26 protein-coding genes and 3 pseudogenes are annotated in these 26,531 nt (G+C 61.9%); 15 read left to right on the forward strand and 14 right to left on the reverse strand.

Annotated features, from left to right (window positions below):
* Position 1: 1 nt before the first annotated feature.
* From J2S97_RS19050 to J2S97_RS19060, 3 genes are read left to right on the forward strand one after another with little or no spacing between them, the layout of a single operon-like run.
* Entirely contained in the window at positions 2-910 is a 909-nt protein-coding gene (locus J2S97_RS19050) for a carbohydrate ABC transporter permease (protein ID WP_307051506.1), read from the forward strand.
* Positions 907-1,953 carry a sugar kinase gene (locus J2S97_RS19055; protein ID WP_307051507.1) on the forward strand — a complete coding sequence of 349 codons (1,047 nt, stop codon included), beginning with the start codon at positions 907-909 and terminating at the stop codon, positions 1,951-1,953. Before J2S97_RS19050 ends, J2S97_RS19055 begins: the two co-directional genes overlap by 4 nt.
* Complete coding sequence (locus J2S97_RS19060) at positions 1,922-2,560, forward strand: bifunctional 4-hydroxy-2-oxoglutarate aldolase/2-dehydro-3-deoxy-phosphogluconate aldolase (protein ID WP_307051508.1); 639 nt, start codon at positions 1,922-1,924, stop codon at positions 2,558-2,560. Before J2S97_RS19055 ends, J2S97_RS19060 begins: the two co-directional genes overlap by 32 nt.
* A gap of 2,119 nt (positions 2,561-4,679) precedes the next feature.
* Here the strand turns inward: J2S97_RS19060 and J2S97_RS19065 are convergent.
* The 7 genes and pseudogenes from J2S97_RS19065 to J2S97_RS19095 all read right to left on the reverse strand — a co-directional run.
* Positions 4,680-5,064, reverse strand: a pseudogene (locus tag J2S97_RS19065) (fructose-bisphosphatase class II); the annotation flags it as partial.
* A gap of 77 nt (positions 5,065-5,141) precedes the next feature.
* On the reverse strand, positions 5,142-5,807 hold the full coding sequence (dhaL, locus tag J2S97_RS19070; protein ID WP_307051509.1) for a dihydroxyacetone kinase subunit DhaL: 666 nt from the start codon (positions 5,805-5,807) through the stop codon (positions 5,142-5,144).
* 26 nt (positions 5,808-5,833) lie between these two features.
* Positions 5,834-6,841, reverse strand: a complete 1,008-nt coding sequence (locus tag J2S97_RS19075) for a dihydroxyacetone kinase subunit DhaK (RefSeq protein ID WP_307051510.1) — start codon at positions 6,839-6,841, stop codon at positions 5,834-5,836.
* A gap of 69 nt (positions 6,842-6,910) precedes the next feature.
* Entirely contained in the window at positions 6,911-7,630 is a 720-nt protein-coding gene (locus J2S97_RS19080; RefSeq protein ID WP_307051511.1) for an HPr family phosphocarrier protein, read from the reverse strand.
* Positions 7,627-8,277, reverse strand: coding sequence for a dihydroxyacetone kinase subunit DhaL (gene dhaL / locus J2S97_RS19085; RefSeq protein WP_307051512.1), 651 nt, complete (start codon positions 8,275-8,277; stop codon positions 7,627-7,629). Before dhaL (J2S97_RS19085) ends, J2S97_RS19080 begins: the two co-directional genes overlap by 4 nt.
* 1 nt (position 8,278) lies before the next feature.
* Positions 8,279-9,271 carry a dihydroxyacetone kinase subunit DhaK gene (gene dhaK / locus J2S97_RS19090; protein WP_307051513.1) on the reverse strand — a complete coding sequence of 331 codons (993 nt, stop codon included), beginning with the start codon at positions 9,269-9,271 and terminating at the stop codon, positions 8,279-8,281.
* A pseudogene (locus J2S97_RS19095) lies at positions 9,268-10,022 on the reverse strand (MIP/aquaporin family protein). The gene dhaK and the pseudogene J2S97_RS19095 overlap by 4 nt, the downstream one beginning before the upstream one ends.
* Before the next feature lie 168 nt (positions 10,023-10,190).
* Between J2S97_RS19095 and J2S97_RS19100 the strand changes: the two are divergent.
* From J2S97_RS19100 to J2S97_RS19145, 10 genes are all read left to right on the forward strand, one after another.
* On the forward strand, positions 10,191-10,949 hold the full coding sequence (locus J2S97_RS19100; protein WP_307051515.1) for an IclR family transcriptional regulator: 759 nt from the start codon (positions 10,191-10,193) through the stop codon (positions 10,947-10,949).
* Between the two features lie 315 nt (positions 10,950-11,264).
* On the forward strand, positions 11,265-11,639 hold the full coding sequence (locus J2S97_RS19105; RefSeq protein ID WP_307051516.1) for a thiolase family protein: 375 nt from the start codon (positions 11,265-11,267) through the stop codon (positions 11,637-11,639).
* 35 nt (positions 11,640-11,674) lie between these two features.
* Positions 11,675-12,421: a thiolase family protein gene (locus J2S97_RS19110; protein ID WP_307051517.1), complete on the forward strand. Its 747-nt coding sequence runs from the start codon at positions 11,675-11,677 to the stop codon at positions 12,419-12,421.
* 17 nt (positions 12,422-12,438) lie between these two features.
* The gene (locus J2S97_RS19115; protein ID WP_307051518.1) at positions 12,439-13,101 is read left to right on the forward strand and encodes an SDR family oxidoreductase; all 663 of its coding nucleotides are present in this window, start codon (positions 12,439-12,441) and stop codon (positions 13,099-13,101) included.
* A 47-nt stretch (positions 13,102-13,148) separates the two neighbouring features.
* Positions 13,149-13,907, forward strand: coding sequence for an SDR family NAD(P)-dependent oxidoreductase (locus tag J2S97_RS19120; RefSeq protein WP_307051519.1), 759 nt, complete (start codon positions 13,149-13,151; stop codon positions 13,905-13,907).
* 19 nt (positions 13,908-13,926) lie between these two features.
* Positions 13,927-15,219 (forward strand): low temperature requirement protein A, encoded by a 1,293-nt coding sequence (locus J2S97_RS19125; protein WP_307051520.1) that lies wholly within the window; start codon positions 13,927-13,929, stop codon positions 15,217-15,219.
* 251 nt (positions 15,220-15,470) lie between these two features.
* Positions 15,471-15,683 carry a hypothetical protein gene (locus J2S97_RS19130; protein ID WP_307051521.1) on the forward strand — a complete coding sequence of 71 codons (213 nt, stop codon included), beginning with the start codon at positions 15,471-15,473 and terminating at the stop codon, positions 15,681-15,683.
* Positions 15,684-15,716: 33 nt separating this feature from the next.
* The gene (locus tag J2S97_RS19135) at positions 15,717-16,853 is read left to right on the forward strand and encodes a LacI family DNA-binding transcriptional regulator (RefSeq protein ID WP_307051522.1); all 1,137 of its coding nucleotides are present in this window, start codon (positions 15,717-15,719) and stop codon (positions 16,851-16,853) included.
* Between the two features lie 361 nt (positions 16,854-17,214).
* On the forward strand, positions 17,215-18,564 hold the full coding sequence (locus tag J2S97_RS19140) for an MFS transporter (protein ID WP_307051523.1): 1,350 nt from the start codon (positions 17,215-17,217) through the stop codon (positions 18,562-18,564).
* Positions 18,564-19,913: an amidase gene (locus J2S97_RS19145; protein WP_307051547.1), complete on the forward strand. Its 1,350-nt coding sequence runs from the start codon at positions 18,564-18,566 to the stop codon at positions 19,911-19,913. The genes J2S97_RS19140 and J2S97_RS19145 overlap by 1 nt, the downstream gene beginning before the upstream one ends.
* 598 nt (positions 19,914-20,511) lie before the next feature.
* On the opposite strand, the pseudogene J2S97_RS19150 reads toward J2S97_RS19145, so the two are convergent.
* The 4 genes and pseudogenes from J2S97_RS19150 to J2S97_RS19165 form a co-directional block, all read right to left on the reverse strand.
* Positions 20,512-21,676, reverse strand: a pseudogene (locus J2S97_RS19150) (IS30 family transposase).
* A 50-nt stretch (positions 21,677-21,726) separates the two neighbouring features.
* Entirely contained in the window at positions 21,727-21,924 is a 198-nt protein-coding gene (locus J2S97_RS19155; RefSeq protein ID WP_307051524.1) for a GNAT family N-acetyltransferase, read from the reverse strand.
* Positions 21,870-22,127, reverse strand: a complete 258-nt coding sequence (locus tag J2S97_RS19160) for a hypothetical protein (RefSeq protein ID WP_307051549.1) — start codon at positions 22,125-22,127, stop codon at positions 21,870-21,872. The genes J2S97_RS19155 and J2S97_RS19160 overlap by 55 nt, the downstream gene beginning before the upstream one ends.
* A gap of 300 nt (positions 22,128-22,427) precedes the next feature.
* A complete protein-coding gene (locus J2S97_RS19165; protein WP_307051525.1) occupies positions 22,428-22,664 on the reverse strand; it encodes a hypothetical protein in 237 nt (78 codons plus the stop codon).
* Between the two features lie 465 nt (positions 22,665-23,129).
* Between J2S97_RS19165 and J2S97_RS19170 the strand changes: the two genes are divergently transcribed.
* On the forward strand, positions 23,130-24,236 hold the full coding sequence (locus J2S97_RS19170) for a sensor domain-containing phosphodiesterase (protein WP_307051526.1): 1,107 nt from the start codon (positions 23,130-23,132) through the stop codon (positions 24,234-24,236).
* Positions 24,237-24,859: 623 nt separating this feature from the next.
* On the opposite strand, the gene J2S97_RS19175 is transcribed toward J2S97_RS19170, so the two are convergent.
* Complete coding sequence (locus J2S97_RS19175) at positions 24,860-25,132, reverse strand: DNA gyrase subunit A (protein WP_307051527.1); 273 nt, start codon at positions 25,130-25,132, stop codon at positions 24,860-24,862.
* Positions 25,133-25,400: 268 nt separating this feature from the next.
* On the opposite strand from J2S97_RS19175, the gene J2S97_RS19180 reads away from it, so the two are divergent.
* Positions 25,401-25,781 carry a DUF7793 family protein gene (locus J2S97_RS19180; protein ID WP_307051528.1) on the forward strand — a complete coding sequence of 127 codons (381 nt, stop codon included), beginning with the start codon at positions 25,401-25,403 and terminating at the stop codon, positions 25,779-25,781.
* Between the two features lie 245 nt (positions 25,782-26,026).
* Here J2S97_RS19180 and J2S97_RS19185 read toward each other — a convergent pair whose 3' ends face one another.
* Together J2S97_RS19185 and J2S97_RS19190 are read right to left on the reverse strand one after the other, a co-directional pair.
* A complete protein-coding gene (locus tag J2S97_RS19185; RefSeq protein WP_307051529.1) occupies positions 26,027-26,245 on the reverse strand; it encodes a hypothetical protein in 219 nt (72 codons plus the stop codon).
* 27 nt (positions 26,246-26,272) lie between these two features.
* Complete coding sequence (locus tag J2S97_RS19190; RefSeq protein WP_307051530.1) at positions 26,273-26,401, reverse strand: hypothetical protein; 129 nt, start codon at positions 26,399-26,401, stop codon at positions 26,273-26,275.
* Positions 26,402-26,531: the final 130 nt, after the last annotated feature.

The raw sequence follows: 26,531 nt of genomic DNA on the forward strand, positions 1-26,531 counted from the left end.
AATGGCCGTCGAAACCCTCGAACCGACACCGTCCCGAACAGCCCAGGCGCCACGCCGGCGCCCCGGCAAGCTGGCGCCCAAGCCGCGGTCCTGGAGCATCCCCAAGACCCCGGGCGGCTGGATTGTCCTGGCTGTCTGTACTCTCGCGACGCTCGGCATGCTCGTGCCGGTGTACGTCATCATCACCACGGCACTTTCAGGTAGCACCGGGGCGCCGAACTTCTTCCTCGCCTTCCCTGATGCGCCGAGCCTGGATGCCTTCAAAGGCGCCTGGACGAAGCTTCATGGATCGCTGGCGAACTCACTGCAGATCACCGTCCCTGCTGCACTGATCTCCTGCCTTCTGGGCTCGATCAACGGCTACGTCCTGTCCAAGTTCCCGTTCCGGGGATCCAACGCCCTCTTCACCGTTCTGCTCGTGGGCATGTTTATCCCATTCCAGGCCGTGATCATCCCCGTCTTCCAGTTCCTGAACATGCTGCATCTCCAAGGAAGCATCATCGGCCTGATCCTGGTCCACATCATCTACGGCATCCCGATCACCACCCTGATCTTCCGCAACTACTACGAGGGCATCCCCAGCGCCATCATCGAAGCTGCGTCCATCGACGGCGCCGGGATTTGGAAGACCTACGTCCGGGTGATGCTCCCGCTCTCCGTGCCGGGCTTCGTCGTCGCGGGAATCTTCCAGTGCACCAACATCTGGAACGACTTCCTGTTCGGCTTCATCCTGGCCTCCCCGGCAGCGTGGCCGGCCACAGTGACGCTGAACAACCTCATCGGAACCACCACCGTTGACTACTCTGAGCTGATGGCCGGCGCAGTGCTCGTCGCCGCGCCAACCGTCCTGCTCTACCTTGTCCTGGGCAGGTTCTTCGTCAGCGGCCTCACCGCAGGGGCCGTGAAGTGACCTTCCTGGACGTGCTCTGCGTCGGTGAAACCATGGCTGTTGTCACCCCCGCCAGGTCCGAGTCACTCAGCGAGGCGGATGACTGCCTGCTGGGCTTCGGGGGAGCGGAATCCAACGTCGCGGCGCATCTGGCCGAATTCGGCTACCGGACCGGCTGGGCCAGCCGCGTCGGCGAGGACCCGTTTGGCCAACGCATCCTGGGAGGTCTGGCCGCCCGCGGAGTGGACGTCAGCTTCGTCACCCGTGACGGTATATGCCCCACCGGGGTGTATTTCAAGGAGCCGGATCTGGGCCATGGCGCCAGGACGCTCTACTACCGGGCCGGGTCTGCGGCCTCCCGCATGGCGCCGGCCGATTCCGACGCGTGGCCACTCGAACAAACTGGATGGATCCACACCACCGGCATCAATGCCGCGCTCTCGGATGGCTGTTCAGCACTGACCGAGTGCCTCCTGAAAGGGGCAGGTTCGGCGGGCTACAAGGTCTCCTTCGACGTCAACTACCGTCCCGCTCTGTGGAATGTCGACGTCGCGGGCCCAAGCCTGCTTGAACTGGCCCGTCTAGCCACCGTTGTCCTTGTCGGCCTCGACGAAGCAGAAACACTATGGGGCTGCACTAGCGCAGAAGAGGTATCGGAGCTCCTACCGGGACCGCGGCATGTCGTTATCAAAGACTCCGCCTCAGAGGCTGTCGAATTCGTCAGGGACTACAACCGGGAAGAACGCGTCTTCCGCGTCCCCGCCAATCTCATCGAAGTCGTCGAACCCGTCGGAGCTGGCGACGCCTTTGCCGCGGGTTATCTTGCTGGCTTGCTCCGTGGCGACAATCCCGAAGATCGGCTGGCCCTGGGCCACTCCTTCGCAGCCTGGACGTTGGGGACCCGCGCCGACTTCCGCCCCGGCCACGGAAACAAACCCAGGGGCTACGAATCAACCCAGAACTATGCCGGTCCGGTCGGCGCCCCCACTGCAGACGAGAACACACCTCGCAGTACCACTGAAAGTGACCAAAATGGCACTCACCTTGCCCAACCACTGGTTTGACGACGCTTTTTTCCGCCTTCCCGTCATCGCTGTGCTCCGCGGTCTAACGCCCGCCGAAGCAGTTCGGTACGCCACGCGGGCGTGGGATGCCGGCGTCGAACATGTCGAAGTCACCATCGAAACACCAGAAGCCGTCCCCACCCTCGCTGCTGTGGCCAGCGCCGCAGCCGAACGCGGCGTGACCGTGGGCGCAGGCACTATCATCAGCGCCGACCAACTGGACGCCGCACATTCCGCCAACGCATCATTCACAGTCTCTCCCGGCCTTGACGAAGGCATCATCAAGGAAAGCATCCGACGCAGCATGCCCCACTTGCCGGGAGTGGCCACGGCCAGTGAGATCATGCGGGCGAAAGCGCTCGGCCTCACATGGCTCAAAGCGTTCCCGGCATCGGTACTGGGTCCCGATTGGGTGAAGGCTATGAAGGGTCCTTTCCCCGACGTCCGTTTTGTCGCCACTGGCGGAATGAAATCGGCAACAGCACGTCACTATCTGGATGCCGGTGTCAGCGTCGTCGGTTTGAGTTCAGACTTCTCCTCTGACGAAGGGGCCGCCGCAGTCCGCGAACTTCTTGCTTCAATCCATGGCGATAACACTGCGGTATGAGGCCTGCCCGAAGACCTGGAACGTCCGAATCATGTTCACGCGACCGGACCCGACCGCTACCCCGCACGCACGAGACCCTCGGCTAGACGGCAGGTCTCAGCCCGACCCCGAACGGAGTCACAGAAATGACCGCATTCAACCATCGCACGGACCCATTCACCAGCGTGGCAACTGCGCATCTTGGACAAGCCTGCAGGACAGGGCCGGAGGAGTGGGTGGCCGTGGACAACTATGGCCAGCCGGTCGCGACCATTTGGACGCCATACCTGTGCCGCCCCGGCACGTTCAGGTGTGACCCGCTGCCCAGTGCCTGTTACGTCGATGCCGTAGAGGCGGACGACTTTTCAGTCGTCCTCGACTATGCACTGAACAACTTCACTAGGGCACACTGACGCCGGGGCCGAACCGGGAGTGTGACAATAGGGCGACTGAATGGCAGTAGTCCCATTATTCATGACATGAATAGGGACCACACGGCTGCAAACAGCTAGGACAGACACTAGCTATGGAGTCACGAAACCGCGACTAGTGAAGCCGTTCTCTGGGATATGGAGGGCACTCTGGTCGACACCGAGCCGTCTTGGATGGCGCACGGCTTGACCTCGCTCTAAAGCACGGCGTGATCTGGACCCACGATGACGCCCGCTATACAGTCGGTCGCGCCATGGCGGTGTCCGCATGCCTTCTACAGGGTCGCGGGCTGGAGCTACACGTGTGTGAGATAATCGACTGCCTCCGCCATCGAGTGGTAGCAAGGCTCGAAAACGGCATCCCGTGGCTCCCGGGGCCGAACGGATCCTGGCCGAACTGGCCCCGGCAGGCATTCCGTGCGCTCCAGTTACTATGGCACACAGTCCCGTTGCGACACTCGTAGTATCTTCAACGCAGCATCTGGCGGCTGCTGAGCTTTTAGCAGTCGAACCCGCCCACTGTGTTGCGGTTGAAGTCTCAGTGAGTGGAGCAACCAGCGCCCAGGCGGCGGGCATGCATGTTGTCGTCGTCCCGGGAGTAACCCCAGGCTCCGGCCAGGCCGGTCGGTACTTCGTGCCGTCACTGGAAGCCGTATCGGTGGACGCTTTGCGAAACGTCGTCCGCAAGCCAGCGGAGCAATGTGTACCCGGACGCCTATTCTAGAGAAGAGTCCTCCGAATCAGACTGAATGGCAATCTCACGCTGCGGTGTCCTCCGCAATGCAGATCGGGGCGAACCCCGTCCTGGGTCCCAGCGCAAAGAAAAACCGCGTTCCCTAAAGGGGAGCGCGGTTGGCGTTTCTGTATTCGCGGGGAGGCGACTTTGGTGGTGTGGACAATGTCCACAAACTGGCCTTCGGACTCGGTCGTACTGGGGGAGGATTGGGTCGGAATGGCGATGTTTCCGGGACTTCCCAGTGTTTGCAAGGCCTGGGACTCGGTTCGAGTCCCACCTCGGGCACTTTTCCCTGTTCAGGGGCTTGTGGGCCTCTGAGTGTGCACAAACTGTTCACATGAGGGCCCCTTCGGGGCCCTTTTTTGTTGGTGGCCGTTGCTGTGGCCGGCTGCTCCCTCCGCTACAAACTCGACGGCTCGAGTCTTTCTTACTTCTTCATTGTCGCTCGCGTGGTGGGCTACATGACCGATTCCTAGCTGTAAAAGTCTTCGCTACTCTGCAGCCGTTTTCCCTATGGGCGTTCATGACGTGGCCGGATCTGCTCGCGTTGCGGCGTGCCTTCCCAGAGCGTCCTGGCCTGCTCGAGGGGCCTCGCCTGCTCCGCCCTGTGAGTTGTCTTCACGCGGTCTTTGACGGCGTCCGCTGTGAGGCCTTCCTTTGTCGGGCCGGCACCGGATGTGTCTGTCAGATTTGTGCGTCGTTCTGATAACGGAGTCACCGCTGGGTTTGAGGGTCCGGAGTGCAACTTGGGGTACCGGGAGCGGTTCAAAGTTTCGCGAGGAAATAAGCGACGGAGGAGCGCCGAACGAAACTTGGATCGTGAGCGGCGCGTCGCGGCCTGGTTGCGTGGAGGACCCGCCCAGCGATGATGGGGATCAGAATGTCGTTGCGAAGTTGCTTCTGGTGTTCCATGAACGTGGGGGAACGGGGCGGCATGACGGGCCTTCGCCTCAAACTGACACTCTTCGGCGTCCGTGACGATCTTGTCCATGTAGAACGTCGCGGAGGCGTCGAGCATGGTGTCGCGGTCGGAGACGGCGATCACGCACAGTGCATTGGGCCGGCCCGCTGCAGTGAGACTGGTTCCGTCTATTGGATCCACACCGATGTCGACGCAGGGCCCCCGCCCCGTGCCGACCAGTTCGCCGTTGTACAGCATCGGTGCAGCGTCTTTCTCTCCTTCGCCGATGGCAATTCTTCCGGCGATATCGATGGTGGAAAGGTAGGCACGCAGTGCATCAACCGCTGCTGCGTCGGCGGCATTCTTATCGTCGCAGCCGATCCACCGTTGCGCCGCTGATCGCGGCCGCTTCCGTAGTGTGGACAAGCTCCAGTGCGATGCTGCGGTCCAGCGCCATGCTGCCGCCGGTCTGGATGTGCCGCTGCCGGTCCGTGTCAGAACCGCCCGTGGGCTGCGTGATCGCCGTCAACCCCACTAGACGGTGGCGCCCAACGGCTGCCAGGCCCGGGCTGCCCCGACAGTGTCAGCGCCGGCCTCGAAGAACAGCGCGATGGTTACAGCGCCGGGATCGAGCACACCCCGCGCGAGTTCCCCGACGTAGGTAGCCCTGCCGCGGGCGGCAATGAGACCGGCTGTGGACTCGGCGCCGGCCCGGGCCGCCAGGGCTGCTTCCAGGAGCGCTTCGCCCAGGGTGTTGCCGCGCCCGGCGGCCGCGGTGAGGGCAACAGATGCCGGTTCCAGCGCGTCGATCATCGTGTTGTCACCGACTTTGGCGCCGCCAAGTGTCTGGATGGTGGCCATGCCTGCAGCAATGCCTTTGGCGACGTCAGCGACGGATGCTGTGTCGTTCTTCGTGCTCTTGGCGATGTCACGGAACCACATCCCAAACAGCGGACCGCTGGTGCCTCCGGTGGCCATGAAACCACGGCTTGCGGCCTGGAACACGGTGGTGAAGGTCACTTCCGTGACGCCCGGCAAGCCTGCCCGGGTGCGTTCCAGGGCGGAGGAGATGTTGGTGCCGAAGTCGCCATCACCGGCGAGCCGGTCCAGCTCTGTCAGGTAGGCCTGGTTCGAGTCGAATCGTTCGCTGAACGAGGTGATCCACGTCAGGGCAGCGGTGCCGTCGATGAGGTTGGTCATGGTGTTTCCTTTATTCGTTGTGTTTGTTACCAAGTGAGGGCCGCTGTGCGGACTGTTTCGTCCCACAGGCTGACCAGTTCGTCGTCGGCCACGGTCAGGGTGACGGAGAGGCCGTGCATGTTCAGGGAAGACACGTACGTGCCGGCCAGGGAACGCGCGACGCTGATGCCGCGACCGTTGAGCAGGTTGTGTACGTGGCGGGCAGCAATGGACAGCTCGAGCGGGTAGGCGCCGCCGAGGCCGTTCACGATGGCAATCACCGACTGGCCGCGCTTGACCTGCAGACTGTTCACCAAAGGGGTGACGAGCTGTTCGACCAGGTCATCGGCGGGTGCATAGGCGATGCGGCCGGTGCCACGTTCGCCGTGGATGCCCACCCCGAATTCGACCTCATGCGGTTCGAGCTCAAACGCAGAAGTGGACTCGCCGGGATGTGCGCCTGCGTCCAGGGCGATCGCCAGGCTGCGTGAACGGGCGACGACGCCGCGGCCGCGTGTGACGATCGTGGAGACGTCGGCACCCCGCTCGGCGAGGGCGCCGCATACCTTTTCGACGGTGACTACGGCGGCAGTGCCGCGGCGTCCGGGACCGTCGCTGCCGTTGTCTGATGCGAGGTCGTCGTCAACCAGGACCTGCTCTACAGGGACCCCGTCGTCATCGGCCAGTGAAGCGGCGATCTGGAAGTTGAGGACATCGCCGGTGTAGTTCTTTACGATCTGTACGACACCTGCACCGGTGTTGGCGAGTTTCGTGCCTGCGTGCACCTGGTCCGCGGTGGGGCTGGCGAACACGGCGCCGCAGACGGCGACGTCGAGCATGCCGCTTCCGACGAATCCGGCGTGCAGTGGCTCGTGGCCCGAGCCCCCGCCTGAGACAAGCCCGACCTTGCCGGGGGTGAGGATCTTGCGGGAAATCAGGTTGTGTTCGTTGTTGAACGTCACCAGCTCCGGATACGTCAGGGCGAATCCGTCGAGGGCTTCGTCGATGACGCGGTGGGGGTTGTTGATGATGTGTCGACGCACGGCTGTGGGCATTGGAAGTACTCCGGTTTCTGCTGATAGGGGAGTTGGAAAGAGGGGGATGAAAAGCGGTCGGGAAGGAGGCTAGGAAAGCTCGCCGAATCCTTCGAGGACGAGTTCCTTCACTGCGTTCACGGCCTGAGGGGCATCGGATCCGCTGGCATCAATCCGGATCCGGTCGTTCTTGTTTGCGCCCAGGGACAGCAGGCCGATCACACTGGATGCGTTCACCGGTCCCCGTCCGGAGGAGGTGTTTGTCAGCTCGATGTCGGCGCTGAATTCTCCGGCCATCTGCACGAGGAGCGATGCCGGGCGGGTGTGGAGGCCCATCGGATTGATCAGGCGTTCCTCTGCGCTGACGACGGGGCTTCCCGGGCCGGTGTCTTCGACGGATGAAGAAACCTGACCGGTTTCGTCCTGTGTCTTCTTGGCGCTGAGGGCGTTGCTCGCGTCAGCGGCAATGTCGGCCAGCGAACCGCCGGCGGCGGCGCCGACCACGGCAGCCGTCGTTGCTTCGACGAAGGGGCCGTCACTGATCACGACCTGGTGGGTGCTGCTGCGGATCTCCAAGGCCAGGGACGAGCTGAGGATCGCTGATCCCAGGTCGGTGATCACGAGCACGCCGTCCGCTGTGGCGAGGTCATCGATTGCGGACGCGATTGCTGTCGCATCGGTACCGAATCCGCCGGCAGCGCCGGCGGCGATACGGATGGGTGGCCGGGCGCCGTGAACCATTTGCAGTGCCAGGTCCATCGCCGCATTTGCCAGCGCTTCACTGTGCGAGACGAGGACGATGCCGATCATCCTGCGGTTCCTTCGCCGACGCTGGCAGCCAGGGCAGCCACGAGGATCGCAGAGGAGGCGGCTCCCGGATCAATGTGTCCGGCGCTGCGCTCACCAAGATAGGACGCTCGGCCTTTGCGTGCGACGAGCGGTTCGGTGGAGTCCCGGCCGGTCGTCGCCGCTGCTGCGGCGGCCGTTATCGAATCATGCAGTTGCCGGCCATCGGCCAGGGAATGGGACAGTGTCGTGATGGCAGGTTCGAGGGCATCAATCATCGTCTTGTCGCCAACTGCCGCGTGACCGCGGGCCACAACCCCGTCCACACCGGCACGCAATGCCTTCTCCAGTTCGGATGCGTTCAGTTGCACGCCCGAAGGGCTGTTTCGGCCCATTTCAAGGAAGAACGTGCCGTACAGTGATCCGCTGGCGCCGCCCACACTGGAAACCAGGGTCATTCCGACGGCCTTGAGCAACTCCTGTAAGGTGCCTGTCGCCCGGGCATTGAGCTTGGCGACCACTGCGCCTGTGCCGCGGACCATGTTGGTCCCGTGGTCGGCATCCCCAATCGCCGAATCCAGCTCGGTCAACCAGTCCGCCTGTGTGGTGATCTCCGACGCGAAGCGGTGCAGCCACTGCTGGATCGCGTCCATCGTGAGTGTCTCTGACATGTCAATCCTTCCAGCGGAGCGCGGGGGTGTTCACTGGTGCGTCCCATAGATCGAGAATTTCGTCGTCTGCCGCGACCAGAGTCAGGGAGCAGCCGGCCATGTCGAGACTGGTGACGTAATTTCCGACCAACGATCGCACTACGTTAATATTGCGCTCGTTGAGCCGGTCGGAGACCTCGGCGAACATTGCGTAGAGCTCGATCAGCGGGCTTCCCCCGAGACCGGTCAGCAAAGCGATGACCGGTTTACCGCCGAAGTCATAGTCGGCGGTGATCGACTCGACCAACGCGTGCGAGAGTTCCGCAGCCGACATCACCGGCACGCGCTTGCGTCCTGGCTCGCCGTGGATACCGACGCCGAGTTCCATGTCGCCCTCGGGGAGGTCGAAGCTGGACCTGCCTACGGCAGGAACAGTGCAGCTGGTGAGCGCTGCCCCCATGGAACGTCCGGCATGGGCGGTCCGTTCGGCGAGCCCGTGTACCTTCTCAAGGGACCAGCCGCGCTCCGCAGCGGCGCCGGCAACCTTTTCCACGATCAGCGTGGTACCGACACCGCGTCGGCCCGCTGTCCAGGTGGAGTCCTCCACTGCAACGTCGTCGGCGACGATGACTGTGGCGACCTCGATTCCCTGTTCCTGGGTGAGTTCGGCCGCCATTTCAAAGTTGAGCAGGTCGCCGGTGTAGTTTTTGACCACGAAGAGCACACCGGAGCCGGTGTCCACCCGGGTAGCGGCGGCCAGAATCTGGTCCGGAGTCGGGGAGGTGAAGATTTCACCGGCGCACGCGGCATCCAGCATGCCGGCGCCGACGAAACCGCTGTGCAGCGGTTCGTGACCCGAGCCGCCTCCGGAGACCAGCGCGACGCGGCCTTCCCGCGGTGCGGTGCTGAAGACGATGCGGTTCTCGAAGTCCACTGACAATTCACGGTGGCCGGCGGCGACACCGCGCAATGCGTCCGCCAGCAGCGTCTGCGGTGAGTTGATCAGCTTGTTCATGCCCGGGACTCCTGCTCGGTCAGCGCTTCGGTGAGGGAGGTGCGGTCAGCTTGGGTGCGTGAGATGAGTCCGAACAACAGTCCCGCGGCGACGCCCGCGGCGAGTTCGGCAATAACGTACACGGGCCACTGTTCCCAGTGAACGGTTCCGCCCATCAGGGACTGTACGAGCATCGGCCCGGTCGTCCTGGCGGGGTTGATCGATGCTCCGGTGACCGGTGCGACCGGGATGATTGCCGCGAACACAATGAAGCCGATGACGATGCCTGCGAAGCCCGGCGCGGCCTTGCGGTGGATCACTCCGAACACCGTGAAGACCAGAATGAAAGTACCGACGAACTCAGCGGTGAATGCCTGCCAGACGGGGATGTCACCATAGGCCGCCACTCCGAGGCCCAGCTCACTGGCCTTCTGGCCGAGCAGTGCAATGATCGCGACGGAACCAGCAACAGCACCAGTACTTGGGCTCCGAGGTATCCCGGCACGTCGCGCCACGGGAACTTCCCTGTGGCGGCCAGCGCCACGGTCACTGCGGGGTTGATGTGGTTTCCGGAAATGTAGCCAAAGACGTAGACGGTGCCAATGACAACTGCACCAAACGACAGGGAGATGAAGCCCAACTCCGAACCGGTAAACGGCTGGTCGCCGCGCGCGATAGCGAGGGCGGGGACGGACCCTACTCCAACAAATACCAGGAACGCGGTCCCCAGGAACTCTGCAGCGAGGCGCTGCCACATGCGGTTTTCGTCCATGACGAAAGTTCTCCTTTGAACGGTGATGAAATTAGACGAAGGGTCAAATTCGACATTGTCGACTCTAGTTCGTTATTATCGAATCATCCCGTTTAGGTTCCCTGGCTGTCAAGGGGCTAAATTGACATGTCGAACGGAGAAGCCAACCGATGATGGGAGAGTGGAGCTGTGATCCAGTCAATTGACCGCGCGGCGAAGATACTCGGACTTCTCCAAGGCGCCAGACGCCTTGGAATCTCCGAACTGGCCGCCGCGCTGGAGCTTCCGCCCTCCACTGTCCATGGACTCGTGAAGTCCCTTCAGGCGCACGGGCTGGTCGCCCAGGAAAGCTCGGGAAACCGTTACGCCCTTGGTCCGGCCCTGCTGAAACTCTCCAGCGTCTACCTCGACACGCTGGATGTCCGCTCCCGCGCAATGCGGTGGATGCATGAGTTGTCGCGGAAGACCGGCTACGCGACCCGGTTGGGTGTGAACCTTCTCGACGAAGTTTTGATCATTCACCACGACCGCCGCCCCGACGGCACCGAGCAAATGCCGGAAACAGGACTCAACCTGCCCGCCCACGCTTCTGCCCTCGGGAAAGTGCTGCTCGCCTACAACCCTGAACTCGAGCATGACGTGCTTAGCAAGCCGCTGGCCGAATTTACCGCAGAGACAGTCACCGACCCTGCAGTCCTCCGCTCACAGCTTGGGGAAGTGCGGAAAAACGCGCTCGGGTTGGAGTACGAGGAAGCTGTGATCGGCGAGGCTTCTATTGCGGCCCCCGTCTACGGTGACAGCGGTAACGTCATCGCAGTGCTGTCGGTAGTAATCCCCGCGGACGAATGGCCGGCAAGCGAGACTATCGTCCGCGAACTCCGGGATGCTGCGTGGACAATTTCACGGGAACTCGGGGCTACTGTCTGGTCCTCGCAAGTTGGCCGCTAGACCATACGAACTCGTCCGGGGGAGCCCTGGGCTTCTCTTCTGCAGCAACGCGCTAGGTACAGCTAGGGCGCACCCCGCCCCAGCGTCTGCTCAAAGGCCCCCTTAGGACCGAGGGCGCGGCTGTCCATGGGGCCCAATGACAGCCCCACGGACCGCATCCAGCTCCGAGACGTGTTGTCAGCGCCTGCTCTCGATCTGCGCCAACGAATTCACACAGACATTGGGATTCTGTGACTGCTGGCTCATGCACTGGAGATCGCAGACCGTATCGCCGCCAACGGTCCCTTGGCCATCAAGAGCCTCAAAACTCTCGCGATGCGAACCACGATGAGTCCGGTGTACGTGGCAGGCGCCGCGGTTCACTCCTTCGGCAAGCACTTGGGCGTCAACGCCGCAGAACTGGGCTACCGGGCCGTTCAGGAGCTCCTCGCAACCACCGGAATCAGCCCCGAACAGGTCGATGCCGGATACGGCGGGTCGACGTACGCCGGTTCACTTCTTGCCCAGCGTGTCCTCCAGCGGGTAGGCGTGTCCGGCCCTCCTGTCTACACCGTGGAAAATGCCTGCGCCAGCGGTGCCTCCGCGGTCCACCTCGGATGGCAGGCCATCGCAGGCGGATTCGCCGACTGCGTGATCGCCTTCGGAACCGAGAACCTCTCTCCGGGTTTGGAGGTGGAACTCTTCCCCTGACGACCAACGACATTGAAATCTCCCAGGGCATGGTGATGACAGCGGCTTACGCCATGCGCGCCCAGCGCTACCTGCATGATTTCGGGGCGACAGCTCAGGACCTGACCCGGGTATCGGTAAAAAACCGCGGCAATGGAGCACGAAACCCACGCGCCCACTTCCAGCAGGCGATCAGCCCCGAAGACGTAGAACAGTCACGCCCCGTGGCCGATCCCTTGCGGCTCTTGCACTGCTGCCCCAACAGCGACGGGGCCGCGGCAGTGCTTTTGTGCTCGGAGGAATTTGCCAAACAGCTCACAACACCGAGCATCCGCATGCGGGCGAGCGTGGTGCGCTCAGGGGACTTCCACACCTCCTACCGGGACATGACTTGGCCTGACATCACCGCCCGCGCAGCCAAAGCCGCTTACGAGATGGCCGACCTTAAACCCGCTGATCTGGACCTCGTGGAGCTCCATGACGCGTTCAGCGTGGCCGAATTCCTGCATACCGAGGCGCTCGGCATCACCGAACGGGGCGAGGCATACAAAGCCACGGCACGAGGAGAGTTCGACAGGGATGGGAGGGTAGCCATCAGCCCCAGCGGCGGCCTGCTCTCCCGTGGACATCCCGTAGGAGCCACCGGCGTGACCCAGATCTGCGAATCCTATTGGCAACTCACCGGTGAGGCCGGGGACCTGCAGGTGCCGGGAGCAGAGGTAGCCCTCACCCATGTAACCGGCGGCGGGATCTTCGGCGTCGATAACGGCGCCTGCTCAATACACATTCTGACCACCACCTGAACAAGGACCGGCAATCAATGACAGACTCACAATTGCCACACTCCAGAGTGGCTGTCCTCGCCTCCCCGGGAAGCGCAACGGCCACGGCAATCGCCGCCTGTCTTGGCGACGCTGGCTGGACCGTGAAGACCATCAATGAAGATCCCGACCCGGCGGAAATCAACGCCCTCCTGGCAGAGCACGAAGCCATCGACGGACTGATCTACGAACCGGGGCTCCTGGACGGCGGCGACGGCATCAACGCGGGAGACGTAGTGGGCAGCCTGCTCAAAGTGGTCGAGCAACTGCGCCCTCAGCTCCGGCCCCGCGCCGACGGCGGGGCACGGATCATTGCCATCAGTAGCCGCGACGGGCTCGGGTGGCCGGACCGTCCACACATTGCCGCTGCCGCCGCTGCACTCACCGCCGTCTCCCGCAGTCTTGCGCTGCAACTGGGCCCAAACGGTGTCACGGTGAATGTCGTGGCAGCCCTGCCTCCCCAGGGCAGCGTCCTTAGGGACGCCGGACGACCTGCGGGAACACACCTGCGCGAACCGGAGCCCCTCACCCCGGCCCCCGTCACACCGCAGGACATCGCAAGCACCAGCGAATTCTTCCTCGATGCCCGGAGCGGCTACATCACAGGGCAAGTGCTGTACTGCTGCGGCGGTGCGAGCCTGCTCTCAAGCCTCTCCGTCTGACACCCCGTGGCGAAAAGACAGAACCTCACCAGCAAAGGACACTTCTCATGAGACTCAACGGAAAGGTCGCCGTGATCACCGGGGCCGCCAGCGGCATCGGTCTCGCAGTCGCCGAAGACTTCGCGGCCAACGGAGCCAAAGTTGTCATCGCCGACATCGCCGCCGACCGTGCAGGAGAGGCGGCCCAGCGAATTACGGGCAGCGGCGGGACAGCGGTCGGCCTGGGCGTGGACGTCACCGACAGGGGAGCTGTCACCGCTCTCTTCGAACAAGCCGAAGCGGAACCGGGCCCCGTGGACATTCTGATAAACAACGCCGGAATCAGCATCGACCGCGGGGTGCGCCGAATCACCGACGAAGAATGGCAGCGCACCATTGCTATCAACCAGACGGGCGTCTTCCTCTGCTCCCAGGCAGCAGCCACGAGCATGATCCCCCGCAGGACAGGACGCATCATCAACGTTTCGTCCCGCGCCTGGCTGGGATGGTTCGCACAGCTCGCCTACTCATCGTCCAAAGGGGGAGTCGTGTCAGCCACCAGGTCCCTGGCGATCGAACTCGCCAAATACGGAATCACAGTGAACTGCCTGGCCCCCGGCCTGATCGACACGCCCCTGCTGCGACGGGAGCCCCAAGAGGTCATGGACCGGCTGCTCCAGGCCCAACCCATGGGATCCCTCGGCGCAGCTGACGATGTAGCATGGGCGGCACGGTTTTTCGCGGACCCGGCGAATCATTCCGTGACCGGACAAGTCCTGTACGTATGCGGCGGAAAGAGCCTCTACGCACAGCCAGCCAGTAGTTAAGCTGGCGAGCTGACGCCGCATGCTGCGCGATGCGAGTATTTACGAACGGATGGGAGACCGAATGTCCCAGATAGGTTTGGGCCGGGGCTTGACGGGCATGAGCGGGCGCGATCCGAACGAGACTCATCGTTCCGCCACACCGCTGGAGCTGCTTTACGATCTGACCTTCGTGGTTGCTTTCGGAATGGCTGCGGATCAGCTCGCCCATATGCTTGCAGAGGCACACATATGGGAGGGAATCGGCGGTTTCGGTTTCGCAATGTTTGCCATTTGCTGGGCTTGGACGAACTTTTCCTGGTTTGCTTCAGCATTCGACACCAATGACTGGCTCTACCGAATCATGACCATGCTCCAGATGATAGGGGTTGTCATCCTAGCCCTGGGGTTGCCGCCTATGTTCCACTCGCTGTTGTCCCTCGAAGCGGGCGGCAGTTTAGACAACCGGATAATGGTGGCGGGCTATGTCATCATGCGCGTGGCAATGGTTGCCCAATGGCTTCGAGCGATTTCCCAGGCTCCTAAACACCGCAGGGCGGCAGTGGCGCACGCGTCTTTTATCTTTGTCGCGCAGCTGGGATGGGTAACCTTGGCACTAAGCGACCCACCGCCGGCAACGGTACTGGCAATGTTTCCGGTCCTTATCCTGCTCGAACTCGCCGGCCCTGTTTTGGTCGAAAAGAGGCACGGCGGTACCCCTTGGCACGCTCACCATCTCGCGGAGCGCTACGGCTTGCTCACCATCATCGCGCTGGGAGAGGGAGTTTTCGGAACGGTTGCTTCCGTTTCAGCTCTGGTGGAGGCAGAGGGATGGAGTACGGAAGCAGTCGTCACCATCCTCGCGGGGGTGGGACTAACCTTTGGCCTCTGGTGGAATTACTTCATCACTCCCTCGGCCCAAGTCCTCGCCCACCACCGCAGGAGGGCGGTGGTCTGGGCATACAGCCACATTGTTACTTACGCTGCGATTGCCGCAACGGGCGCCGGCTTGCACATCGTTGCCTATACGATTCAGGGCAGCTCGCACATAGGCACTCTAGGTGCCGTCACCGCGATCGCTGTTCCAGTCCTGATTTTCGAGATAGTCCTCTTTGCCCTCTATACGTTCATGATGCAGGAATTTGACATATTTCACATCGCACTCATAGTGGCAACGATTCTGCTGATTGCCACAGCCGTAGCCCTGGCAGCATTCGGGTCTTCAATTGGTTTATGCCTCATTATCATTACCTTTTCACCCGCGATCGTTGTTGTTGGTTATGAAACAATCGGACGCAAACATGCGGCTGAAGCGTTGGCTAGGACATTGGCATGAGGGCAAGCCCTTCACTGACGTACATCAGATGCAATAGCCACTGTCCAGCTTGACGTAATCTCCGCTATCGGCAATCTCGGCAGATGGGAGAGTAGCTTTTCTAGCCGCCTTGGATTATTCACCGGCGGAGGGTGTAGCTCGCGTTCTGCGTGGCGCCTCAGAACGTTTCTGCGCCTTGAAGGATGATGTATGGACGCGGTGCGTGATCCGCGGCGGCTCCTCAACAAGAATCCCCATGGAACCGACCCCCTATGCGTGAGTTGAATTTGATCCGGGCCGACGCCCATCATCGATCCAAGAAGTCCGCCACCCCGGAACGGGTTCGACATCGTGGCGAGGCCTCCAGCAGCACTGCCGGCATCCGCCACGCCATCCGCGCCACCGCCCCCGGCGCGACCTGCACCGCAGTCGGCAACTACGTCGGCACCAACACGATGACGCCGGCGGCCCGGCTGAAGGTGTGACCTGGAAGAGTGCAGGCAGAATAGGATGAAGAAGTGATAGAACGCGTTGGCCGCAGGGGCCGGAAGGACAACCAGCCGGTAACGCTCAGTCTTATTGCGGAGCAGGTCGGGACGACTGCGGCGACTGTTTCCCGGGTTCTGGCCCGGCCGGAAGTCCAGGCGAAGACAGCCCTGGCGAAGCGGGTCTGGGTGACGGCCAAGGAGTTGAACTACCGGCCTAATACCCTTGCCGCCAGCTTGCGCACCAAACGTAGCAACGTCATCGGTGTGACGATTCCTCGAATGCGCGACGAAGTACTTGCCCTGATGTATGAAGGCATCGAAAGCGTATTGGCTGAAAGCGGCTATCAGACGCTTGCCGTGACCACCAATGACGATCCTGTGCAGCAAAAAGAGAAAATTGAACTTCTGATCCGCCGCCAGGTGGATGGCCTTCTCATAGGTGACGCACTGGTGGGGGGAGCGGCGTTGGCCGACGTTCGCAGGTCAGGGATGCCCAATGTTCTCTATAACCGACGCGCGAGTGGCTACACATCTGTTACTTGCAATGATTACGTTGGCGGGCAGTTGGCCGCCGAGCACCTGCTGGAAATCACCACGGGCCCCTTGGCGGTATACGCGGGCATGGACTACGCCACGAACCTGCAAGACCGGGCCCGAGGATTCATGGACACGGTTGGTGCGGCCGGCCGCTCACTCAGCAACAACTCTGTGATCAACGGTTCAATCTATGCGGAGGCCGGCGAGGAAGCAGCCGCACGACTGCTGTTGTCGCCTCCTTTTCCCGAGGGTGTCTTCCTCGTCAACGACATGGCGGCGATCGGGTTCATGGGCGAATGTTCCAGGCGCGGGTTCTCCGTAGGAAGAGACATAAAAGTCGTGGGGTTCAACGATGTCTCCGTTTCTGGGATCACCGTTCCTAGCTTGACCACGATACGTAGCCCGATGAATGAGATTGGCAGACTGGCAGCTCTAACTCTGCTGAATAAGATCGCGGGGAAGCGTGTGAGCTCTGCGCAAATGAACCCTTCTCTCATTGTTCGCAGCTCCACCGACAGCGGGCTAGGGTCCAAGCCGGAGACCAACAGTCGGAGCGGGTTGGCATCGAGAAATGCATCATCGATGCCCTCAGGGCCCGGCGCTACAGTCGACCGTATCCCTCGCTTGTAGTGCCGAATTTGTTCGGCGTTGTCGCCAGCGCTTTAGTTCCGCTGGGGCAGCGCGGCGATCTGGAGCAACAGCCCGGGCCACTGTTTTGCAGAGCCATGTCGGCGTTCAACTCACCGGGCCAGCATTAGCAAGTTGACTTCTGCAAGCACCGCGGGGGCATGAGTGTGCCCGTTGGCACCACGATGGTCGCGCCTTCCCCGCGGGCTCGACTGAAGCACGAAAGACAGCGCCCGGAAGACGCATCCACCCCTGGATGGAACGGACGTCCTAGACATGGGGGGTGTAATCGATTACGTGTACTCAGCGTAATCGATTACGAAAAGTGTTGACCAGTGATGGGGGTCACCCTTACTGTTGTGGCATGTCTAACAAAACAGGCCTGACGGAACAGGTCAAAACAGTCACCGGAGCGACGAGATTCCGTTATCTCGTGCTCCTGGGCATCGTCGTCATAACCGTCGTGAACTATGTTGACCGCGGCGCAATTGCTTACGCTGCCAGCGGGATTATTGGTGAGTACAGCCTGGACCCTGCCGCCTGGGGACAGGTCCTCGGCTTCTTCGGCTACGGATATATGTTCGGGGCCCTGGCCGGGGGATTCCTGGCTGACAGGAAGGGCCCGAAATGGACGATGACGGCCGCATGCGCGGCATGGTCGGTGCTCGTCGTTGGAGTGGTCATCGCGGGCGATATCGGCCTGCAGTTGTTCGGCTCCGCCCTTGTCGGCTTCGCGATATTCCGAATAGGATTCGGGTTCGCTGAGGGGCCGACGTACGCCACCATTAACCGGACCGTCGCAAACTGGTCCACAGTCAAAGAACGCGGATTCATGTCCGCCTTTGGCCTGCTGGGAACACCCCTCGGGGCACTGCTATCGGCCCCCGTCGCCGTAGGCCTGATCACACTGACCGGGGGCTGGCGCTGGATGTTCGTCGTCCTGGGCGTCCTTGGTCTGGTCTGGCTTTTGTGGTGGCAGCTTCTGTTCACCAACAAGCCAGAAGAAAACCCGCGGGTCAATTCCCAGGAGCTTGCGCAGATCCGCACAGCTGATGTGACCGGGGGGAATGCGGACGGCTTCGACGGTGGCGCTAATGCCAAATGGTACGAGTTCTTCCTCAGCAGGACGCTGATCTTCAATGCCCTCGGCTACTTCTCCTTCATGTATGTGAACTTCATGATTCTCAGCTGGACGCCCAGGTACTTGGAATCCGAGTTCGGCTTCAAGCTGGGGTCTTTGTGGTACTTGGGCATGGTGCCCTGGATCGGAGCCTGCTTCACTGTTGTACTCGGCGGAAAAATCTCCGACTGGCTTCGTCAGAAGACTGGAAGTCTGTGGATCGCCAGAAGCGGATTTGCCATGTTGTCGCTGGCCCTGACCACGATCTGCTTCTGCTTCATTCCCACCCTGGACAACCCGGCAGCCGTGCTGGTCGTCATGGCAGTCGGGAATGCCCTCAACTCGCTCCCTAACGCTGTCTATTGGACAGTCCTGATTGACACTGTGCCCGCCAAGTCCGCCAGCTTCGCAGGAATGACTCACTTCTTTGCCAACATTGCGACAGTCGTAGCCCCGACGCTAACCGGGTTCCTGGTCGCGGCACACGGATTCGACTCCATGTTTATCGCAACCGCCGTAGCAACCTGCATCGGCGTTGTAGCCATGGCATTCGTGCAGCCTGGTCGGTTTCGACGTAGCAAGGTGACGGCGTGATGACCTCAGTAGGACAACTAGCTGACGATATACGTTCCGGATCAACGACGGCTTCCGTTGCCACACTCCAGGCGGCCAACGCTGTCGCCGCAACGAATAACCGTCTGAATGCCTGGCTTACGATGAACGCCGAAGCGGAGAGCGATGCACAAGGAATCGATCACGAACGCTCACTGGGCATCAAAGCAGGCGCCCTGTCGGGGGTACCCTGCGGCATCAAAGACCTCATTGATGTGGCCGGCATGCCCACTACCGCGGGATCAAACTTTCCACACCACGTCGCCACTCAGGACGCCGCCGTCGTCAAATTGCTCCGAGCCGCTGGCGCGGTGATCCTGGGCAAGACCGCCACCCACGAATTCGCGTTTGGACCCACCGGAGACATTGCGGCTACGGGTCCGACATGCAATCCGCATGACCCGACAAGGATGTCTGGCGGCTCCAGCAGCGGTTCTGGCGCCGCCGTGGCGGCCGGACACGTTCCGTTCGCTTTAGGAACGGATACGGGTGGTTCCGTCCGGATCCCTGCGGCGCTGTGCGGGACTGTTGGTCTGCGCCCGACGTCCGGGACACTGGACGCTATCGGTGTTCTACCGCTCGCGCCGACCCTCGACACGGTGGGTGTCCTCGCTTCCGATGTCGATGGTGTGTCCCGAGTCTGGGCGGCGATTTCGCAGGGCGCCTCGGACCCGGTCATGGCGGTTCCCGGGACAGTAAGAGTTGGTCTCATAGCCGACGAATTTTACTCGAAGGTCAGTGGTGACGTCGCGGATTCAATGAAGAACGCCGTACATACCTTGTGTAACGCCGGAGTTGTCGTCGCCGACGTGACTCTCGGGTGGCTGGAGGAGTCGATATCGGTTTATGACCATATTCAGTGCGCCGAAGCTGTCGTAACCCACCGCCAGCGACTTCTGGAAAACCCGGAGCTGTTTCAGAATGAGGTGCGGATGAGGCTGCAAGGTGCCCAGCGGGTACAGGAGCGGGAGTATCACTCTGCGCTCACCAGGAGGAGCGACTGGCAGGCTCGCGTCGCCGAATACTTCGGGGATTGCGACGTGCTGATCTGCCCGACAAGCCCGATCACTGCACCCCTCATTGGGCAGCGGTCCGGCTTCGATGCCGGGTGGTCCACTGCCAAGGAGGCCCTGTTGAATTTCACTAGTCCCTGGAGTGTACTTGGGGTTCCGGCTCTGGCGCTGCCCATGGGAAAGAACGCTGTCGGGATGCCGATGTCTGTTCAGCTCCTTGGCAGGCCGAACGACGAACAGACAGTGTTCTCTATAGGCTTGCTGCTCGAGGAGCTCCTTAGGGCAACGAACTCACAGTTAGAACGTTCATCTCAGTAGATGTCCGACGTGCGGTAAGGGGCCGGCCGACCAGCCGGCCCTATTCCGTTTAAGATCCTCGCGGACGAATACAAGACCTCCACCTGCTGGCGGCCGCACACGTGGTCGTGCGGCTGCGGGAAGATGACCTGGCGCCGCTGAACATCGAGCGTCCTTACCACAAGGAGGTCCGCGTCTACTCGGCCGGGCCGCGTTTGGCCACTGTCATGTCTGAGATAGCTCACTGGGCTTCCCCTCGAGCTGCCCCTGTCCCACAGTCTGTGGGACAAATTGCCGACGCCGTCTCGGGACGTGTGAGAGGCATGACTTCCGGGTCGGCGTCGCGGCGCCGGCCTGGGGGAGTGCTCTCAAAGGCGGCCCAATGCAGAGGAAGCTGGGGTGGCAGGTCGTACGGCTCCTTGAGCCCGGAAAAGCGGTCCCCGGTCCTCGACGATCTCGACAAACTCGCCAGCCGGGCCTCGAATACGTTGAAGGCCGGCGAGGCAGGACAGCAGATTCGTTCGGAACTTCTTCTAGCTCGAGGACCTGTGAATATGGCAGTTTGGTTCAGGACCGGTGTGACGGGGTGGATTCTAACGATCGTCGCAACACTCGGCGGTTAGGTGTGTGTGGTTAGGAGCCTAGCAAAGCGCTCTGAGGGAGTGTCGTCGTTGAGGATTCTCCGCGGTCGGTTGTTGAGGCCCATGGCGACATCTGCCAAGTGCTGGGGACTATAAATGGACAGGTCCGAGTACTTCGGAAAGTACTGGCGCAGCAACCCATTCGTGTTCTCGTTCGTGCCGCGTGGCCAGGGCGAGTGGGGATCACAGAAATAGATCGGGACGCCGGTGGCTGCTGCGGTGAATCCGGCGTGCGTGGCCATCTCGCTTCCCTGGTCCCAGGTCAGCGATGATCGCAACGCAGGCGGCAACGGATTGAACGCCCTGATGAGTCCGTCGCGCAGGTCCTCGGCAGGGTTGATTCCGGGCATGTGCACCAGGAGCAGGTAGCGGGTGCTCCTCTCGACCAATGTGGCGATCGCGGAACGGTTCTGGGTGCCCATGATCAGGTCTCCTTCCCACGCCCCGGGAACGGAACGGTCGCTGGCCTCTTGGGGCCGGTCGCTGATCATCAACACCTCGCCGGCGAACCTGGAGGATATTCTGGCAATTGATCTGTTGGGTTTGCGACGGTCCCTGCCGGTGCGAAGGCATTTGACGAGCTCTCTGGAGAGCCCGCGGCGGCCCCTGATGTAGAAGGCCTGGTAGATCGTTTCGTGGACGATGTGCAGGTCTTTGCGGGTTGGGAAGGCCTTCTTCAGCTGGCGGCAGATCAAACCGGGGCTCCACCAGCGGTCCAGCATTGCCTGGACGTAGGTCTTCAGTTCAGGAAGGCGCGCGATCTTTCCCACGCGCGGGCGCTGACGGCGGGTCCGGGCTTTCTTCTGTGCGTAGTGCGGGCGGTATTGTCCTGACGGATTCCGGTTCCGGCGCAGCTCACGGCTCACGGCTCACGGTGGACGGTGCCCTGCCCAGCCCGGCGGCTATCGAGCGCAGGCTCTCCCCGGTGCGGTGCCGGTCAGCAATGGTGATCCGCTCGTCCTCGGACAGGTACCGGGCGGAAATGACCGCCGGCTGTCCCCTGACAGCAGTGATTGCAGGGTAGGTGTAAACGCGCCCCGTTTTCGGGTCCGTGTGCCGGTATCCATTTCTCCACTTCGAGCCCGTCTTCCGCCCGATGTCCAGCATGCGGCACGACTCTGCATTAATGAAACCCTGATTCATGAGGTGAATATAGCGGGCGCGCTCACTCGTCTTGCCCGGAGGTCCAGGCTTCAACTGTGTCTTCCGATCGATGGCCACTGCGACTCCTGCAAATGATCAGGTGTTGCGACGATTGTTAGAATCCACCCTGTATTGACTGCCATGGTGGAAGCAACGACCCGTTGCACGTCGAATTCGGCAAAGCCCTTGGCGATCAGCGCACGGGAACCCTCGGTGGCGTACCCCGTTCCCCAAGCCGCGCAGCGCAACCGGAGCCCAGTTCTGGCTGATCGAGTGGATCACCGGGGGCGGGTGGGTAGTGGAACCAGCCCAGGAAGTCATTGGTTGTCTTCTTAATTGCGGCCCAGAATCCGTAGCCGGGGAACTGCTTGTAGTAGCCGAGGAACGCGGGAAGATACTCGCCTTCAACCTCGTCCCGGGACGTCGGGGCGCCGCCCGTGATGTACGGCATCACACGCGGACACCGTCCAACTCCACGAGCAGGTCTCCGTCATGGGAATCAAACTGCCGCAGCAACAGCCGCTCCATCTCCGGGAATATGAGCATGCGGACATTCTTGCACCGGGGCGCAACGCGCGCGACGTTAGGCCCTCCCCACTTTCTCAGTTTCTAGGCGGCCCCACACGCTGCTGCCGGGCTTTGTCATCACGTATCTGCGGGACCTACGTTGCTTGTTCCTCCTGACCGGTCAGCAGCCGGGAGGAATGGTCGTGGACGACCAGCTGGAGCGGCGGGGGACCCTGCCGTGGCTCTATTCCGACGACCAGCGGTACTGACGTTGGAAGACCTGGGCAAGTACCAGCAGCGGTTCCATCCGGTCAGGGGTATCAGCCAGAAGCCGGAAGCCTTCCTGAAGAGCGTCGGTTTCCCGATTGAGCAGCGCCAGAAACCGGACATGATCCAATGGCGGGCAGCCGTTGGAGAGGGCACGCTCGACCGCATTGCGGTCCAGCACCACATCCCGAAGCGTGGCAGGGTCAGTACGCACACGGTTACGTGCCTCCTTAGGAACTTGTCACGGAACCAACCGATATGGACGACCTCGACGGGGCCGGTCACAACGTCCCCATGTTCTCATGGCACTGGCCGAGCATCCCCGAGCAGCTACTCGGGGATGGGGGGTCCCTCGTCCCTGCTATTTGTTCTTTGGGGTCTAGTCTGTGCGTGGGGGGGGTACACATTGCCGGAGTCGCGTCGTAAGAGGTTACTGTCCTTGGTCGGCAGCCACTTGCTCACGAGCGTTTTGTGCGTCCAGGTCGCGTTCACTGTGGCGATTCTGGCCTTGTTGGAATCAGGACATCTCGTTTCGCTGGATTCTCCCGCGCTGCGGGGCCTTCTGGGCTCCGCCGCGGGATGCCTGATCCTTTTGGCCCTTTATACCGCCTGGCGTGACAGAAGGGCACGGCGCGGGGAGAGATCCAAAGCCGATGGGCTCTCGGATCGTATGGAGGCGGTGCTGACCTTCCGCCGGGAATGGTGGTGGGCCACGGATGAGGCCGGAACGTTCACTTTCTCCAGCAGCGCCTCGCTGGATCTGCTGGGGTACGCCCCGTCTGAACTCGAAGGGCAACCGGCCAGCATTGTTATTGATCTGGGCGACCTGGCCAAGGCCCGCCAATCCGTCGCCGCTGCCCTGGCACCTGATGGTTCCAGCTGGGCCGGGGTCGTGGTCAGGTGCCGGCGGCGGGACGGGAGCCCTGTGTGGATGGAGGTATCCGGACACGTCCGCCCAGCCCTCCACGGTACTAGCGCAGGATTCGAAGGCGCGTGCAGACCACTTCGCCCCCAAACCGCCCGGGTGCTGGCTGTCGAGCGCACCAGGGAACGGATCGAGCAGGTGCTGCACGAAAAAAAGTTCCTCACGGCCTTCCAGCCCATTCACGAACTCGCCACCGGCGCGGTCATCGGAGTCGAGGCCTTGGCACGATTCATCGACGACGACGGCGGCAGCCCGGAGCATTGGTTTTCCGAGGCCGCAACTGTAGGCCTGGCAGCTGACCTGGAATTCGCCGCCCTCGAATCAGCACTGACGGCCGCGACCGGGCTGCCACCCCACCTGTACGTGGCCCTTAATCTCTCACCGGAAACATGCCTGGATCCGCGCCTGCCCGGGTTTCTCGCCAGATCGGGTATCGCTCCGAACCGGCTGGTGCTGGAACTGACCGAAAACCTGGCCGTGGCAGCTTATGCCCCGCTTGTAGCAGCCCTGGCCCCGCTCCGCGGACAAGGTCTGAGGATAGCCGTCGACGACGCCGGAGCAGGTTTCGCCTCCATGCGCCATATCCTGCACCTGCACCCTGACATCATCAAACTGGACCGGAGCCTCATCGCCGGCATCGACCAAGACCCCGGCCAACGCGCCCTCGGCGCGGCCATGGTCGAATTCGCTCAACAGATCCAGGCACAGCTCGTCGCCGAAGGCATAGAAAGCGAGGCTGAGCTGTCAGCCGTGACCAGACTGGGCATGTACTCAGGTCAAGGATACGTACTGGGCAGGCCCTCAGCAGCACCGCAGAAATGGGCCACCTGGGAAGCCCTGGAAAGACGGGACACAGCCTGAAGCGCCCCTGCGACTGGATTCATAACGTCCCAAGTCGCCTGCACGAGGAGAGCCGGAGCTTTGGCCAAGAGCACCGACGCGGTCTCGGAACGGGTGGATCCCTGTGTCGCTGACCGGCTGGAAGCAAGAGTCAGGTCCGTGCGCGCAGACGGGCTCTGGAGGCTTTCCGGTTGATTAACAACAAGGGCCGCATCCTCCACCTCAGCTTGGGGCTGCCCACGCCGCGTCGTTTTCGGTCCGACGCGTGGGATGGGAACGCCTTTCCCCGAGGTCGAGTGCAGAGGACTTCTGACATTCGGTGCAGACGACTTCTGAAATTGACAGATACGGTGTGCAGGCATATTGGGTTTCTCTTCTCAAAACTCGATTCGGGATCCTAGGCCGACTGTACGGTTTCGAGACCAATTTATGAGAAGCACCGCCTGAGGTCGGACCGTTTCATCACAATGGCGGTCCCCGCAGAATGACGGCGCTTGGCGGCAGCCCGTTGCAAGCCCAAAGATTCTCGAATCAATCCATTCTCGGAATCCTTCGTTTTCAAGAACACTTCACTGCGTTGGCTGTTAATTACGTTTGGCGCCCGGCCAGGGCGATCAACCGTAAGCGGATCGAACGCGACCAGTTCAGCGCCCATCGGGCAGCTTTGATCTAAGTTCTTCTGCATAGGAAGCGAGGGCCCGACGCTGGTCTCGGGTGAATCTTCTGGCCTGCAGGTCGAGGACTGCCCGGCTGCCCAGCTCTCCCACACCCAACAGCTGACTCACCCGACGGATTGCTTCGTCCATGTCCTCTGAATCCTCAATCACCTGGAAGACCTCGTCCCGCCGATCCATCGCCTGCACCAGAGCCTCGAGGGTCATCAACTGTTGCCTCATCTGCCGCTCGTCCTCATCCATGCCGCGATTCTTCACGACCGCAACTCTTCGAAGAACCAGCCGCCGGCGTTCCAATTCCTAGGAACTGAGACGCCCACTTTGTCGGGCCAGCCACTAGCGCTGCCGACACCTCTTCAAAGGACGCCGTTGCGGGAGACAAATAGCGCTACGAAAAAACCGCCATTTATAGCTGCGAGTCACAGATGAAGCGCCGCGTTTGACTCGTCGTTTCGCTGCGTACCTCCAAGCAGGAGTTATTCTTAGCTCCACAAGACTCTGGGGGAAAAAGATGAAACCAATCACTGTTGATGGCAGCAAGGGCACGCTGGAACTCGATGCCGAGGGAGTTCTCCAGCTTGTTTGGAAGCCAGGGACTATTCTGGGGGCCGATGATGTACACGCGGCGATGGCAAAGGTCAATGAGATTGCCGACGGTGCCGAGTACCCGATGTTGATCGACATAACGAACACCCAAGCGGTGACCCGTCAGGCCAGGTCCGTTTTCAGCATCCGGTGCGCCGCTTCGCGAATTGCCCTGCTTGGCTCAAACCCGGTCAATCGTGTCATTGCCAACTTCGCTATGGCACGGCGGACACTCCCGGTTCCCACCCGGTTTTTCACATCCCGCGACGAGGCCATCATCTGGCTTCTTCGTACTCCGCTTCCCTGATCTGGGCCGTGGTGGTTCCAGGAGGAAAGAGCGTCGACGCAAATTTCGAGGACGGTCGTTCTTTGCGGACGGCTTCAATCTGACGTCACGGGCCGGGTGCCATTCTCAGCTGACTGCACTGACCTTCCCGTAATTTCGGTGGTAGTGCAGACGATTTGTGGGCAGGGGCTGCGTTACTCCTGTGCACTAACCTCGCTTCTGCTCGGCACTCCGCCAAGCGAGCCCGGGCGTGCTCGGCGGGATCTTCACGATCGGCCCGACCCGGCTATCGGCGCTTGACGGGTGGGTCGCCGGAGCCGCGATGCCGGAGAGAGCGCTACCCGCAGCGGTTCGACGTCGTCCGGCGCGAGAACGCTGAACCTGCAGTCGGCCTGGAGCGGATCCACATCCGTCGGCAGGTGGTGTGACCGTGAGCAGCCGCGGAGTTGTCCCAGGGCATCCGGGTCGACCTCGGCGCGGGTCATGTCGACTTCTAGGACCAGTCCCGCGGGTTAGTTGGCGCGTTTCATCACCGCGTACAGGGCGCGGACGCTCTGCGCCGTGACGTGGCCCTGTGCCGCGACCCGGGCCCGCGCGCAGTCCAGGTCCACCCGGAGCAGCATCCTGAGCTTGTCTGTCACGAGGCTTCTCCGCTCCGTGAATAGCCGCGACGCTGCGGCCCTCATCAGAGGTCAACGCGAACTGTGACGCAGGCAACATGCGGTGCCAGGTTCCTATCTGATCCGGAAAGCGGTGGACGCGAGCCGTCAT

It is taken from the genome of Arthrobacter oryzae, assembly GCF_030812315.1.
Classification (GTDB): domain Bacteria; phylum Actinomycetota; class Actinomycetes; order Actinomycetales; family Micrococcaceae; genus Arthrobacter; species Arthrobacter oryzae_B.